Consider the following 15,090-nt stretch of genomic DNA (forward strand, 5'->3'; position numbering starts at 1 on the left):
ATCCTTTCATTGCGCTGACCAATCATTTTATGGTCTAGTTTCGCATGTATGGATTATACGATACAACTTGACCTCAACAATGGTTGGAAATTAAGACACATAGAAAGTATTGACTCCACAAATACCGAGTTGAGTCGTCTTTGTGCCATCGAAGATATTCCAGAGGGAATGGTTCTAAGCACTAATCATCAAGAAAGTGGTAAAGGCCGTCTTGGGCGGAGCTGGATCGACGAACCTGGCGACTCTCTGCTCTTTTCGATTCTGTGTCGTCCCGGAGTTCCTCTAGATGATTATTTTTATGCCACCATGGCTATGTCGATCTCTGCTTGTGAGGTATTGCAGGACTATGGGGTAGTCGCCGAGATCAAATGGCCCAACGATATTTTAGTGGGAGGTGCCAAACTCTCTGGGATGTTATCAGAGGTGGGTGAGAGTAAATCCGGAAGATTCATGATCATTGGAATGGGCATAAATGTTAATCAGGACCATAGCCGGCTTGAGGTTCTCAAGCGTAACGCGACTTCGATGGCGATTTTGACGGGGAATCAACTGGATCTGTCAATGAGACTCTTGCTTGCCAGCCGCATTGTCGAGGCCTTTGCTGGACGATATCTACCTATGAGCCAAGGAGACCCTGCGCCGAAGGTTCAGATATTGCGACAATATCGCTCTAGATGCGTGACCATTGGTTCGTTCGTAAGGGTGGAATTGAACGATGGTGAATCGATAAGTGGCAACGTATTGGATATATCGAATCAAGGCCATCTGTTAGTCGAATTGGACTCCTGCATTAGGACAGTCCAAGCAGGTGATGTACACCACGTCTTTCGCTCTAGCTGAAGTCGCTCCAGATGAAGTAAAGCTTGCTTTCATTTGTAAATCCACTTTTTTGACTGGGGCGGATTTGAACTGACTTAGTTGGAACAAACTCAAAGATGAGGCCATGGTGGTGAATGTGGTTTTGGAAGTTAAATTGTTTGGTCGATTCTAAAGCGATAGGCTTTAGGACTATGGACTTTGAGTTAATGCACCACCAAGAAGAGTTTAGAGAGCTGATCGAGAGCTTTGCGGCTAAAGAGATCGCCCCTTATGCTGATCTTTGGGACGAAAGGGGTGAATTTCCCCTTGATACAATCCTTAAGCTTGGCGAGCTGGGAGCTTTTGGGATCACTTTTCCAGAGGAGTTTGGCGGCTTAAATTTAGAGTTCTCGACCCTTTGTATCGCTATTGAAGAACTTGCTAAGGTGGACTCTTCCGTCGCTATCACCTTGTCCGCGGGCGTTGGCTTGGGCGCGAATCCGATTTTTTCATTCGGTTCACAAGAGCAAAAGATGAGATATTTGCCTTCGATGTGTGAAGGTAAGGCTCTAGGAGCTTTTGGCCTTACTGAGCCGGATGCAGGTTCAGATGCAGGAGCAACTCGAACGAAAGTTCGTTTGGACGAAAAGACCAATGAATGGGTTATTAGCGGCTCAAAGGCTTATATCACCAATAGCGGAACACCGATAACCTCTGTTATTACCGTTACGGCCCGCGACGAGGACGGGGTGAGCACGTTTTTGGTTCCTAGTGGAACTCCGGGCCTGGTCGTTGAGCCTTCGTATCGTAAATTAGGCTGGCATGCATCTGATACCCACGGCCTTTCTTTGGATGAAGTTCGCCTTCCTTATGAGAACCTTTTGGGTGCAAAAGGCAGAGGTTTTGCGCAATTTCTTTCGATATTGGATGATGGAAGAATCGCAATAGCTGCTTTGGCGCTTGGACTGATAGAGGGATGTCTGGTCGAATCCATAGAGTATGCCAAGACTAGAAATGCATTTGGCGGACCAATAGGACGTTATCAAGCGGTTGCTTTCATGTGCTCAGATATGGCCACTAAAGCGAGCGCAGCGCGTCATCTGGTCTATCATGCTGCTTGGCTCAAAGATAATTCCAAGCCATACAAACAGGCCGCGGCGATGGCAAAACTTTTTGCGACCGAGGCCGCCGTCGAAGTTTCGCGAAGTGCAACCCAAATCTTTGGGGGAGCAGGTTTCATTGAAGGCAATGCTGTTGCGCGCCATTACCGTGATGCCAAGATCTTAGAAATAGGAGAAGGTACCTCGGAAATTCAAAGGCTCGTGATAGCCCGTAGCCTTGGCTTGCCCCAAAAGTGATTATTATCTAAAGCGCTATGACGACACTCAAGGGACTCGTGCTTGCGGGCGGTACTGGAACACGCTTGCGGCCAATAACCCATACTTCTGCCAAACAATTAGTTCCCTTAGCAAATAAACCGATCTTGTTCTATGCTCTTGAATCTCTGGCCGAGGCCGGAGTGGTTGAGGTAGGAATGATAGTTGGCGAAACCCGCAAAGAGGTCATGGCTGCAGTTGGCGATGGCAGCGACTTTGGATTGAAGGTAACTTATATCCCCCAGGAGCAACCACTTGGCCTTGCACACTGTGTCATGATCGCCAAGGAGTTTCTAGGTGACTCTCCTTTTGTCATGTTCTTAGGGGACAACCTCATAAAAGACGGAATTGTAGAATTTGCCAACAGCTTTCGTGAGCGTGAGCCTGGAGTGTGCGCCGAGATCTTACTTGCAAGGGTCCCTGATCCTCATAGATTTGGCGTGGCCATTTTGGATGATGACGGCCACGTAAAGGGACTTGTGGAAAAACCAAAGGTGCCGCCGTCGGACTTGGCGCTAGTCGGGGTCTACTTCTTTGACACCTCGGTTCACAAGGCTGTCGAATCAATAATGCCATCTGCACGTGGGGAACTTGAGATTACTGATGCAATTCAATACCTTATAGATTCAGGGGCCAGGGTCTCCAGTAAGCAGATTTCAGGATATTGGAAGGACCTCGGACAGCCCGAAGCTCTATTAGAGGGTAACCGCCTTGTTCTTGAAGACATTGAAGCAAATACCATGGGAGTGGTAGATGAACTTTCTGTCGTTGAGGGGCGGGTAATCATCGAAAAAGGAGCGACAATTCTGCGATCGCGTCTTCGAGGGCCGGCAATTATAGGACGTGGAAGCGTCTTGAAAGATTGCTTCATAGGGCCATTTACCTCCATCGGGGAGGATTGCCTGATTGAGGCAACGGAGATTGAAAATTCGATCCTTTTAGCCGGGACTACTGTGGATGGTATCCAGTCGCTCGAGGGGTCAGTGTTGGGCAAGCAAGTAACGGTGCGCCGGCGCCAAGCTCGCCCGATAGCTAATCGGCTCGTGGTTGGGGATCATTCGATCGTTGAAATCGCTTAGCTTTGCTTTAAATGGAGCTTTGATAGCGGATTTCTGCGCTTAGTTAGGCTACCATAGGCCAGAATTATTTTGGAAACAATACCATTTAGGATGGAAATTTAATGAATATTTTAGTGACTGGCGGGGCTGGATTTATTGGATCCAACTTCGTTCGATACTGGATGAAGGCACATCCCGCCGATACCATCGTTGTCTATGATTCATTGACTTATGCGGGCAATATTCACTCGCTCGACGACGTCGCTACTTCTTTTCATTTCGTCAAAGGCGATATTGCCAATAGCGATCTAGTCTTTGAGAGCCTCAAGCGTTTTGAGATCAACGTCGTGGTCAACTTCGCTGCTGAGTCTCATAATTCTTTGGCTATTTTGGATCCAGGTCGCTTCTTTCAAACGAATGTTATGGGTACTCAAGGACTTATGGAGGGTGTGAGGCGTGCTAAGGTGGATCGCTTTCACCACGTCTCCACCTGTGAGGTCTATGGAGACATGGATCTAGATGAAGAAGGAGGATTCAAGGAAGACTCTCCTTACTTGCCTAGGACGCCTTATAACGCCTCTAAGGCTGGCGGAGATCATGTTGTTCGCTCCTATGCGTTGACCTATGGGGTCCCGATTTCAATAACGAACTGCGCTAACAACTACGGCCGATATCAATTTCCTGAAAAGGTGGTTCCGCTTTTTGTTACCAATGCAATTGATGACCTTCCGCTTCCGCTATATGCCTCGACCTCCAATAGGCGAGAGTGGATACATGCCCTAGACCACTCCAAGGCGATAGATCTCGTCATCAACAAGGGGCGCGAGTTCGAGACCTATCATGTAGGTACTGGCGTTGAAAAGAGCATTCTAGACATTGCGGACTTAGTCGTCAAGCACCTTAATAAGGACGAGTCAATTAAGACCATTGTTCCTGATCGTCCCAGTCACGATCGACGTTATCTGTTGGATTCGTCAAAGATTCGCCAAGAGCTTGGGTGGGAGCCTGAGATTGAATTTGACGATGGAATTGCCGACGTAATTGATTGGTATGTTGCAAATAGAAGCTGGTGGGAGCCACTGAAACTTCGAGCTCCTGTCGTAGAGGGCCCTGGCAGCAGCTGGATATCGAAGTAGTATTTCACTCCTAATCGGAACTTATTTTCTCTGGCACCCATTGCTACACATTGTCAGTGGCTAAAGTGCCAAATGATGTCGTCTTTTGACGAATTGGATTGAGGTCATATTGAGACTTTTAGTGACAGGCGCAAAGGGTCAGGTTGGCTCGGAGTTCGTTGAAACCGTTGCTCAAAAGGAAAGTTCATGGGAGGTTTTGGCGACCGACAAGGATGAACTTGACTTTACCAACAGAGTTGAGGTATTTGGAGCGATCGACTCCTTCTTGCCAGATATCATCGTTCACTGTGGTGCGCTGACGGCAGTGGATCTTTGCGAGGATGAAGTCGAATTGGCCTATTCCATCAATGCAATGGGGACACGTTTTCTAAAGCAAGGCGCACGAAGAGTAGGAGCTAGTGTCTTCTATCTCTCCACTGACTACGTCTTTAATGGTCTAGGAACGACACCCTATAGGGAGTGGGATGCGCCAGATCCCTTGTCGATCTATGGAAAGTCTAAGTTGGCTGGGGAGTTGGAACTTGACTCTAGCGACCTGATAGTTCGCACAGCCTGGGTTATGGGCAAATACGGCAATAACATCCTAAAGACGATGATTCGCCTCGCTAAGGGCCAAGGAGATGTTACCTTTGTCGATGATCAGTTTGGGATACCCACGGTTGTCACAGATTTGGTCGATGTTATGATTAAACTGATTTCGGATCGACAAAGTGGGATCTATCACGTCACAAATTGCGAAGTGACCTCGTGGCATGACTTGACTAAGTTTGTCTTTGAAACCTTAGGGGCAAATCCATCGCGAGTTCTACCAATTGCCACAAGTCAGTTGGATTCTTCGCGCAAAGCTCCTCGACCGGCCTATTCGGTATTGGATCACAGCGCCCTTCGTCTAGGAGGCTATGGAGAGACTCCAATCTGGCAGGAGTCTGTATCTTGTCTGATAGCTCAGTTGCGGGATAGCTATCTCTAGCCCGCTGAATCTTTATGAGATGGAATTTTAATTTAAGGCCCAAGTGATATGTCATCTCCAAAGATAGCGTCGATTGTCGTCAACTACAATACCGGCTCGTTGCTGTGTGATTGTATAGGCGCCCTGTTGATGGGGCCTAGCGAATTGATAGTCGTAGCTGATAATTCAAGTAGTGACGGATCGATGGAATTGATAAAAGAGAAGTTTCATAATGAGATCGATACTTCTAGGTTGGTCCTAAGATCCATGGTCGGGAACTTGGGTTACGGGAGAGCAATAAACGAGGTATCAAAGGACCTTTTGGGTTTTGACCTCTTTATCTGCAATCCGGACTGTGTTATAAGCGGTGATGCGCTTTTAGAGCTCTCCTCGTTCAAAGAGCGAACCAATGTCGCCATAGCGGGACCACTTATAAAAAATAGCGATGGAGAAATCTATCCATCGGTGCGTCGCTTCCCGTCTCTGGCAGTTTCGGCTTTTCATGCCGTCCTTGGACAACTGTGGCGTAATAATCCATTTTCAAGGCGTTATCACTCTATCGAGAACGAGAGCGTTGGAGATGATCGATGGATTTCGGGTGCTGCGATGTTGATCTCAAGCGACCTTTTTAGAGAGGTTGGTGGCTTTGACGAACGTTATTTTATGTTCATGGAAGATGTAGATCTCTGTCGACGGATAATAGCAAAGGGATATGATATTGGCCACGATAGGGAGGCGGTAGCTATTCATTATCAAGGAAGATCGTCTAGTTCTCGACCATATTTTGTGGCCTACATGCACCACCGTTCGCTTTTGATCTATTCGAGTTCCACGCTTTTGGGGTACAAGGCTTTGGCTCTACCTTTGGTGGGAGTCGGTGTCGTCCTGCGATTTTTGATTACGATTGCAGTGACGAGATACAGACGTTTTTTAGAAGGTAGGACCCTTTAGTCGACTAAAAGACTTGAAATTTATGCTATTCGCCGATGATAGTCAAGGGATTTATTGTGGCTAAGCGTCATTTTCCCCTCAACGGCTAGAGTGGTAAGGGCTAAAAATCTATTCGGAGTGAGTCAAGAAATCATATGTCAAAGCAATCCGTAGGTAAAAGAGTGGCGAGAGCGGCCGCAACTGGTGGCAGTAGGTCTAGGCGCGGCGCTGTACCTATTGGTTTCTATACATCCATAGCATTAGTTGTGGTGGTGGGATTCTTCGTGATCGGATATTCGCGGTATCAACGACTCAATCCAACAGGAGCAAAGGCTGCGCCTCCCCTTGTGGGTACAACGTGGCACGTTGCACTTGGCGTCTATGACTGTGGAACTTTTTTACCTAATCTCCCAGCCCAAAAGAATACAACGAAGCTCTCATTTTATACAACGGGCAATGGCTTGATAACTGTATCGCCTAAAACCAAGTTGGATGAGGGCTCTAATGCCACTTTTGGCAAGTTTGTTCTGAATTATTCAGGTCTTTATGTCTCCTCGTCAAAGGTGACCTATCCAGGACATGCCTCCTTGGCAACAGGTCAAACATGCAATGGTAAGCCTGCTTCGATAAAGGTAGAGACTTGGTCTTCACTTTTGGGTAAAGGACAGATCGTCACCGGAAATCCTGCAAATATTGTATTTGGAAATCAGCAGCTCATAACTGTTGGTTTGGTGGCAAATGGTAAGTCTCTTCCAAAGCCAAATTCTACTAAGGCGCTCGTAAACCTGCCTGTAACACAAGCACTTGCTACAACCACAACTACTGCGGCTCCAGCGACAACTGCGGCTCCAGCGACTTCTACGACAAAGGCACAGGGTTAGCAAAGAGTTTTCCAAAATACAATTTCCACACCTTTGTCTTGTGAGAATGTGAAGTTCAAGAGGCGTTTCGATATTGTTTTTAAAATTTCTAAGGGTATGATGGTTCTACAAGGTCCGCACCCGACGCTTCGGCCTTAGGTGGCGCAAGGAGGCATGTTGCAAGCAGTTGTTCTAGTCGGAGGTATGGGTACGCGCTTGCGTCCACTTACTCACGAGATTCCAAAGCAGATGCTCAAAGTGGCCGGTATAACCATGCTCGAGCGAGTTGTAACGAGGCTTGGACAAATTGGAGTTGACAGGGTCGTACTTTCGCTTGGCTATAAGCCTGACGTCTTTATCAAGGCTTTTCCAAGCGGTAAGGTTGGCGGGGTGCCAATTTGTTATGCGGTAGAAGAGACTCCACTTGACACTGCAGGAGCCATTAAATTTGCAGCCGAATACGCAGGGATTGACAGCACATTTCTAGTTGTAAATGGCGACGTTCTCTGTGATTTTGACTTGGAGACCTTGGTTAGCGCCCACTTGAACAATCGTGGTTTGGCAACTATTGCCTTAGTTCCAGTTGAAGATCCTTCGGCATTTGGCGTGGTGCCAACAGATTCGGCGGGTCGAGTACTGGCCTTTATAGAAAAGCCAGCGCGCGAATTAGCCCCATCAAACTTTATAAATGCAGGCATTTACGTGCTTGAGCCCCAAGCTCTGTCGTCGGTGGAAAGCGGGGAGCGCGTTTCCATAGAGCGAATGGTCTTTCCTCAACTTGTCTCAGATGGCCACCTATTCGCTGAGCCCTTTGAAGGGTATTGGGTAGATGCCGGCACGGTGAGTAACTTCTATTCAACTTCCATGCACTTTCGAAGGATACTTGTGGGGGCGAGTGGAGGCTCCATCTCCTCCAAGGAGTCTTTGTTGGTTGGCAAACTTCCAAAGGGATACACGGTAAGTGAAGACTCTTTGATCGCTCGAAATGCCAGAATAGCTGAGTCCGCAGTGATTCTTCGCTCCATAATCGGTGACGGGGTGGTTATTGAGGCAGGGGCAGTAATAGAGGATTCTATTGTGATGGATCGAGCAATCGTGGCTTCATATTCGCGAATAACCGATTCAATAATTGGCGATGAAGTAGAGGTTCCACCCGAGACGATCGTGGAGGAGCTCTCAGTCCTTGCACTTGGCTGCGACATTGGTGCGGGCGAACGTCTAAGCGGTCAAAAGATTCCGAGCTAGATGGATCGGGTCATGGTTACGGGTGGTGCGGGATTTATTGGCTCGCACCTAGTCGAGCGGCTATTATCCCAGGGATTATTTGTCGACATCGTGGACGATCTCAGCACGGGTCGCCTAGCAAATTTGGCATATGCCCGAGCTAAGTGGCTAGGCTCGCTGGCCTTTCATCAAATGGATGTGCGTTCTGCGTCGATGATTGAGTTGACTAAACGTAAACGTCCCTCGGTCATCTTCCACTTGGCGGCTCAGACTGATGTAACTTTCTCCATGGATAACCCCTTAGAAGATGTGGCGGTGAATCTAGGTGGTTCGCTCAGGATCCTTGAGGCAGCACTTGGCGCTAGTTGTTCTAAAGTTATCTTTGCCGCATCTGCAGCGATCTATGGGGATCCTCCAGCTGATCTTCTTCCGCTGGATGAGTCTGTCTCACTCGATCCAATCTCGCCCTATGGTGCTTCAAAGCGGGCAGTCTTAGACTATCTGGATATCTATCGGCGCAACCACGACCTTGAATATACAGCTTTGGTTTTTGCCAACGTCTATGGTCCCCGCCAAGGGTGTTCCAGAGAGAGTGGGGTAATCTCAACCTTCATGGAGCGAGCTTTGGCCGGCCGACCCTGTACTATCTATGGCGATGGCAGCCAGAGTCGAGACTTTGTTCACGTCGATGATGTGGTAGATGCGCTAGTCCGCTCGATTGACAATGGTGGTGGCCTCGTCTTGAATATTGGGACATCCATAGAGACGACGATCGCTAGGTTGCATGAAGAGATCGTCCATGTGACAGGGAGTACACTTCGTCCAAGGCTCCTGCCCAAGCGCGAAGGTGAGATCCAAAGGAGTGCCTTAAGTGCAGTCAAGGCCGAGACTCAACTTGGTTGGCATCACTTTACCTCGTTAAGTGATGGATTGATGGATTTAGTCGATTGGTATCGATCTAACCCTGATGAATTTGTTCATCGGCGAATCAATAAGGCTTCAAAGGAGAAGTAATCGACAGGGAGGCTTGGTCAAATTGTGGCAAGCGAACCTCGACTATTCTCTAAGTCTATTACTACCTAAGCTGACTATTACCTAAAGAGATCTTCTCCGTAGGGTCTAATTATCTCGTCCTTAACTGAGCCTTCACGGAAATGGCTCGGATCTATTCCTCGCACTATAACAACGGGAATAGCCCCTGACTTTGGCTTTGTGAGTTCGGCGGTTGCGGCAATTTCATCCACGATAGCTATTTCCGTAGCCACAAGGGGGCGACCGTTGCTATCTAGAGTACCCCTCAAGTCAGAGATTGGACCTATTCCAGCTGATCCTAGGGCTATATCTGTAACGCCGCGCCTCCAAGCTCGGCCAAAGGTGTCACTTATAATTACTGCGACATCTATTCCGATAAGTGCTTTGATTCGATCTCTTATTCTTCGAGCTGAGCGATCTGGGTCGGCAGGTAGGAGACAGATCGAACCATCTGGCATATTGGATTGATCTATTCCAGCATTTGCACAGACGAAGCCGCCTTGGGTCTCTGTGATCACAAGCTGACCCCTTTGGCGTAGGACGCGTCTTGATTCACCGATGATGATTGCATGGATCTCTTCGGGCGTGAAGCCGTCATTAGGCGCCTGAATGATGCGTCCCTCAACTTTTGAAACGATCTTCGAGGTAACGACGATAACGTCATGGTGGTTCAAAGTGGTATTTTGAATGACGATATCGGCTATGGGATCGCCCTTTTTGAATTCGGGTAATCCGTGGATGGCTATGGCGGTAACGACTCCACTTTGATTTGGATCCATAGTCCTATCTCTCATATGATGTTAGGGCCAAAGCCGCTAATGATATCTTTGAATCAATAGTGGTCATTATGGTATTAGTGGCGACCACTCTTACCCCTAGGGACTCGATCTGATCGATGGAATTTGAATCGATCAGATCGATTATCAACCTTGAGATGTAATCGCGATAGTATTGGGCAACCCCAAGGGCGCTAGCTGGATACCCAAAGGCTTCAAGAACTTTATCTGCCGGTCCCTTTAACGCCTTACCGTCCACTATGGGCGAAATCGCCACCACGTCGCTTCGACGTCTGGCAATTGTCTCGGCGATCTTGGGAATTGCAAGAATTGGTCCAATTGAAAGTATTGGGTTAGATGGTGCGATTATGATACGTTCTGACTCTTCAAGTGCCTCTATGACACTTGGGCTCAGGCTCGCACTCTTAGAGCCCACATAGAAAACGTCTTTTACTATTGGCTTATGTTGGTACTTTACGAAGTACTCTTGGAATGAGGTGCTCTCGGTCTCTCCGGATGGGTGAACCAACTCGAGCTTTGTTCGTATCTTGTCGTTAGTGGCAGGAAGTAGCTTCAATTTCAGTCCGGCATTGTCTGAGATCTCTTTGGTAACTTGTTCGAGCGTGGCACCCTCTCTGAGGCGTTCGCTTCTAAAGAGATGAGTCGCGAGATCTAAATCTCCCAATTGGAACCAAACCTTGCCACCTAGGCCCTTTAGGCGTTCCATGGTACGCCAACTTTCGTTGGCGAGGCCCCACCCGGTTTGGTGATTTACCGCGCCTGAAAGGGTGTAGGTGATGGTATCCAAATCAGGGCAGATGTATAGGCCGTGCATGACATCGTCATCTCCGACGTTGGTGATCGCGACTATCTCTTGGCTTTGATCCAGTGCGATAAGGCCCTCTAAGAATTTGGCGGCGCCGACTCCGCCGCAAAGAACTGTAATCATTTGTACGATCCTATTTGAACTAACGCAAGTGTAATCCCCTTTCCCAAGGGAGGGGTGGTTCACGAAATTGTTGATCTGATAGTGACATTTTGAGCTCTATTGACCCACGAACTACATAAAACTTGGTGGCTAGAGCGCTAATCTTTCGGCCAACGAGATCTTTGCTGCCATGAATTCTTCCTCGATTCTAGTGACGAGCTCGGCTGTGGTTAGGGCGGCTTTGACCGAGCCTATTCCGTGACCGGCGCCCCATATATCTTTCCACGCCTTTACATTTGTACCTGAACTTGAAAAATTCATCGTCGTTGCGGACTTAGCTTCCAGGGTATCTGGGTCTAGCCCAGATGCCAATATCGACGGCTTGAGATAGTTGCCATGAACTCCAGTGAAATGGGAGGTGTAGACGATATCTGAGGAGTCTGAGGCTGCCACCATCTCTTTGTGTGGCGCCGATGCATTAGCTTCTGTGGTGGCGATGAAGATTGAGCCCGCATATCCAAAGTCTGCACCCATAGCGATTGCCCCGAGAAGTGAAGCTCCGTTTCCGATAGCGCCTGATAGCAGTAGAGGTCCGTCAAAGATTTCACGTATTTCAGAGATTAGAGCCAACGGTGAGGTCGATCCGGCGTGACCGCCGGCTCCAGATGCAACCGCGATTAGGCCATCTGCCCCTTTTTCCAAGGCTTTTTCGGCAAATTTTTTATTTATGACATCATGAAAAACGATCCCCCCATATTCATGGACTGCGTCAAAGACGTCGCTTCTAGCACCTAAGGAAGTGATGACGATGGGCACCTTGTGCGCGATTGTAACTTCCAAATCTGCATCTAGGCGATCGTTTGATCGATGAACTATCTGATTGACAGCAAATGGGGCAATTTTGGTGTCTTGATCGCTCTCTCCCCCTACTGCGAGTGCCTCTTCGATCTCAAAGAGCCATTCGTCAAATTGTGAGGTTGGTCTTGCGTTTAAGGCTGGAAATGACCCAACGACGCCACTTTGACATTGAGCGACCACGAGTTTTGGATTTGATATTATAAAAAGTGGCGCGCCGATAAGTGGAATTCGTAGAGATTGAGTAAGTCTTTTGGCTATAGGGTGCATTTCTTTGCTGGCTCCTTTTGGTTGCTTGAAAGTATCTTCTGGCGCGATCTTACGTTGGCGGAATATTGTTTGATTCCAAACTACTCTATCTGACACACCCCAACATGTGGTTCGTAAGTGGCTAGGTGATTTAATTAGGTCGGACTTGATTGTTTGCTAATTCAATTTAATTTTTCAGTTGTAACCTGCAGCTAAATAATTACTTAGAGAGATTAGATAAGGAGTTACCCGGATAGCTCCTATGGCTCAGGCCTTCACCAAATTTGAAGCAGCGAATTGATGCAGAACTTTTATCTGATGAATTCCACGGCTCTTTGGTGAACTGTGATTCGAATTGGTTTTAGAAGTCAATAGATTCGCTATTGCGGTAACTTCTCACCCAGACTCATTTTTTTGCATTTATTTGAGCGCTTGTGAAATTAGCTCCTCATCTCTTGGCAATCGGTCTGTTTGAGCTGTCAATTGGTAAAGTTAGTGGCGTTATGTCGGCCTCTTAGAACAGGCGAGGTTCAATTTGTCTTTTTTGACTAGGTGGGCGATTATCTTTACGTTACTAAGGTTTTGCGAACGAGATTGTAAAAGTCATGATAAAAGTGGGATTTGATGCCACGCCATTGTTGGGGCCTAGAACCGGAGTCGGGGAGTTTTGCTCTGGAGCAATTCGCAGTCTCGATTCCCTTGAAGGGGTTGATCTAAGGACATTTGCGGTTACGTGGAGGAATAGAGGTCGGTTGCCAGCCGCTCTAGGCGGAGTTGCGCCGTCAAAACAACTACCAATGCCCGCCCGACCGCTTCAGAAGCTCTGGTCGAAGGTTAACTTCCCTCCAATTGAACTCTTCGTTGGGAGCCTAGATGTAGTTCATGGATCGAACTTCGTGGTACCTCCTAGCGCGAGGGCCGCCAGAGTTGTTACGGTTCACGACCTTACGCCACTTTTGTATCCTTCTTTGGCCGAACCTGCCACGCTAGCCTTCCCCCGATTGGTGGGGCGGGCGATAGAAAATGGCGCTTTGGTCCACACCCACAGCGAATTTATCGCTGAGCAAGTTGTTGAGTATTTTAGAGTTGATCGTGAACGAGTTATAGCAGTGGCACCTGGTGTTGCTCAGCTTCACGAGCTGGCGGCGGGGTCAGCTCGTGTGAGTGACGATCACTTTGATCCAGCCCTAGAAGGGGTCGCATTGAATGGGCGCCCGTTTGTTTTGGGTTTAGGCACGATTGAACCGCGGAAAGACTTTCTAACTCTGATTGGAGGATTTGAGGTTGCCGCACGGGCAAATGAGGATTTGATGCTCGTGATCGCCGGTGGTCCGGGATGGGGATCCGACGAAGTTGAAGAGAGGATTTCCAGGTCTCCATTTGCGGATCGAATAGTTCTACCGGGTTATGTAACTTCTGCGATGCGCAGATGGCTCCTCTCAAAAGCGTCGGTCTTTGTCTATTCGTCAATCTATGAGGGTTTTGGACTTCCGCCCATTGAGGCGATGACCATGGGGGTTCCTGTGATCTCCTCTAGGGCGGGATCTCTCCCAGAGGTACTTGGTGACGCGGTCGATTATTTCGATGTGGGTGATGCGAATGGTCTTGGTGAGAGGATTGAAGTAATGACGAACGACGATCGATTAGTTGCGCAGCTTCGAATTCGTGGAACTGAGCGCGTTGGTAGATATACCTGGGCAAAGTGCGCTCTAGGGCTTAGAGATATCTATTTGAAAGCTATTGAGGTCCAAAAGAGTTGAGGCTTTGGAGATTGAGACACAAGAGAGGGGCAATGTGGCGAATCTGACTCAAAATGGGCGACTCCTTATTATCCCAGAGCAGCTACACGCCATAGTGCCGGGTGGAATTGGGGCCTTTACTCATAATATTTTGGCTGAGTTGGCCCCACTTCTGATTAGATCAGGGGTGGATTGTGAGATCTTTGGATCCAAATGGCAGGGATCGTCACCGGATCCATTTGGGGAATACGGAGTCAAGTACTCCAATGCCATTGTCCACAACCGCATTCTCAATCGACTATGGGACTATAGCAACTTTTCGACACCAAAGGGTTTTGATAGGTTGTTGAGCCTTTCCATTGCAGGACCCCTGCGAGGTGGCCCAAGTTCCAAGGTTTATACCATCTATGACCTAGCTCATAGAATCGTGCCTGAGACGTTGACTCCTCGTGGAGTTGTTTGGCACGAAGCTCGACTTCAGAAGATTTTGAATTCAACTTCTTCTGTTATTACAATCTCTAATCGATCTTTGGACGACCTTGTCGATGCAGGCTTTGACCGAGATCGAATTACTCTTGTTCCGCCTGGTTCGGACCATCTGCCCATCGCCGACCTACTCGGAGCCGATGACCTGTTGCGCAGGGTCGGAGTATCCTCCCCGTTTATTTTGTCTGTGGGCACGATGGAGCCTAGGAAAAATCTTCACCGGGTTATAAAGGCTCTTCAAATGGCTCGGCCGCTTCTCGGGGGTGAGTTTCCTCTGGTGGTAGTTGGTCCTAGTGGTTGGGGAGAGGCCATAGCGCCCACCAAGGGTGTCCACCTCGTTGGTAGGGTGGACGCTTCGATACTGGCCGGCCTTTACCAACGGGCGAGCGCCCTTGTCTATGTTCCATTTTTCGAGGGGTTTGGCCTTCCACCGATTGAGGCGATGGCATCTGCTACCCCGGTGGTCGCATCCTTGTTGCCCTCAACCTCATCTGAGAATTCTGTAATAGTTGACCCATATTCGATTGAGGATATCTCAAGAGGAATCGTTGAGGTAGTGACCGATTCGAAGGTTTCTTCTAGGGTCGTTCGTGAAGGTTTGATCACAATTTCTGCCATGAAATGGTCGCAATCGGCCTTGACTATAGGTAGGCAGTTCTATGGCATATAGAGAGATCGCAGGAGACCGAATGAT

At 48.3% G+C, this 15,090-nt stretch carries 14 protein-coding genes; 11 read left to right on the plus strand and 3 right to left on the minus strand.

All coding sequences use genetic code 11. The annotated features are described in order from the left end of the window. Positions 1–48: 48 nt before the first annotated feature. The 9 genes from ACIDITHRIX25_RS83570 to ACIDITHRIX25_RS83610 all read left to right on the plus strand — a co-directional run bounded on the left by ACIDITHRIX25_RS83570 (position 49) and on the right by ACIDITHRIX25_RS83610 (position 9,345). The gene (locus tag ACIDITHRIX25_RS83570; RefSeq protein ID WP_052604510.1) at positions 49–840 is read left to right on the plus strand and encodes a biotin--[acetyl-CoA-carboxylase] ligase; all 792 of its coding nucleotides are present in this window, start codon (positions 49–51) and stop codon (positions 838–840) included. 170 nt (positions 841–1,010) lie between these two features. Beyond that, a complete protein-coding gene (locus ACIDITHRIX25_RS83575; protein ID WP_201731993.1) occupies positions 1,011–2,156 on the plus strand; it encodes an acyl-CoA dehydrogenase family protein in 1,146 nt (381 codons plus the stop codon). A 17-nt stretch (positions 2,157–2,173) separates the two neighbouring features. Continuing rightward, positions 2,174–3,253 carry a glucose-1-phosphate thymidylyltransferase gene (locus ACIDITHRIX25_RS83580; RefSeq protein ID WP_052604509.1) on the plus strand — a complete coding sequence of 360 codons (1,080 nt, stop codon included), beginning with the start codon at positions 2,174–2,176 and terminating at the stop codon, positions 3,251–3,253. A 101-nt stretch (positions 3,254–3,354) separates the two neighbouring features. Then, positions 3,355–4,368 carry a dTDP-glucose 4,6-dehydratase gene (gene rfbB / locus ACIDITHRIX25_RS83585; RefSeq protein WP_052604508.1) on the plus strand — a complete coding sequence of 338 codons (1,014 nt, stop codon included), beginning with the start codon at positions 3,355–3,357 and terminating at the stop codon, positions 4,366–4,368. A gap of 85 nt (positions 4,369–4,453) precedes the next feature. Next, entirely contained in the window at positions 4,454–5,338 is an 885-nt protein-coding gene (rfbD, locus tag ACIDITHRIX25_RS83590) for a dTDP-4-dehydrorhamnose reductase (RefSeq protein WP_201731994.1), read from the plus strand. A 48-nt stretch (positions 5,339–5,386) separates the two neighbouring features. Continuing rightward, the gene (locus ACIDITHRIX25_RS83595; protein ID WP_201731995.1) at positions 5,387–6,268 is read left to right on the plus strand and encodes a glycosyltransferase; all 882 of its coding nucleotides are present in this window, start codon (positions 5,387–5,389) and stop codon (positions 6,266–6,268) included. A gap of 134 nt (positions 6,269–6,402) precedes the next feature. Beyond that, positions 6,403–7,128: a hypothetical protein gene (locus tag ACIDITHRIX25_RS83600; RefSeq protein WP_201731996.1), complete on the plus strand. Its 726-nt coding sequence runs from the start codon at positions 6,403–6,405 to the stop codon at positions 7,126–7,128. A 153-nt stretch (positions 7,129–7,281) separates the two neighbouring features. Further along, positions 7,282–8,352, plus strand: coding sequence for a nucleotidyltransferase family protein (locus ACIDITHRIX25_RS83605; RefSeq protein ID WP_052604504.1), 1,071 nt, complete (start codon positions 7,282–7,284; stop codon positions 8,350–8,352). 12 nt (positions 8,353–8,364) lie between these two features. Beyond that, positions 8,365–9,345, plus strand: a complete 981-nt coding sequence (locus ACIDITHRIX25_RS83610; RefSeq protein ID WP_160291720.1) for an NAD-dependent epimerase/dehydratase family protein — start codon at positions 8,365–8,367, stop codon at positions 9,343–9,345. Positions 9,346–9,422: 77 nt separating this feature from the next. On the opposite strand, the gene cofE is transcribed toward ACIDITHRIX25_RS83610, so the two are convergent. The 3 genes from cofE to ACIDITHRIX25_RS83625 form a co-directional block, all read right to left on the minus strand. Then, positions 9,423–10,142 (minus strand): coenzyme F420-0:L-glutamate ligase, encoded by a 720-nt coding sequence (gene cofE, locus ACIDITHRIX25_RS83615; protein ID WP_201731997.1) that lies wholly within the window; start codon positions 10,140–10,142, stop codon positions 9,423–9,425. Positions 10,143–10,146: 4 nt separating this feature from the next. After that, a complete protein-coding gene (gene cofD / locus ACIDITHRIX25_RS83620; RefSeq protein WP_201731998.1) occupies positions 10,147–11,088 on the minus strand; it encodes a 2-phospho-L-lactate transferase in 942 nt (313 codons plus the stop codon). Between the two features lie 129 nt (positions 11,089–11,217). Then, a complete protein-coding gene (locus ACIDITHRIX25_RS83625) occupies positions 11,218–12,192 on the minus strand; it encodes an NAD(P)H-dependent flavin oxidoreductase (protein WP_201731999.1) in 975 nt (324 codons plus the stop codon). Between the two features lie 584 nt (positions 12,193–12,776). Between ACIDITHRIX25_RS83625 and ACIDITHRIX25_RS83630 the strand changes: the two genes are divergently transcribed. Both ACIDITHRIX25_RS83630 and ACIDITHRIX25_RS83635 read left to right on the plus strand, forming a co-directional pair. After that, positions 12,777–13,931, plus strand: coding sequence for a glycosyltransferase family 4 protein (locus tag ACIDITHRIX25_RS83630; RefSeq protein ID WP_201732000.1), 1,155 nt, complete (start codon positions 12,777–12,779; stop codon positions 13,929–13,931). A gap of 4 nt (positions 13,932–13,935) precedes the next feature. Further along, a complete protein-coding gene (locus tag ACIDITHRIX25_RS83635) occupies positions 13,936–15,066 on the plus strand; it encodes a glycosyltransferase family 4 protein (RefSeq protein ID WP_052604498.1) in 1,131 nt (376 codons plus the stop codon). The last annotated feature ends 24 nt before the right edge of the window (positions 15,067–15,090 follow it).

This window comes from Acidithrix sp. C25, from assembly GCF_904848545.2.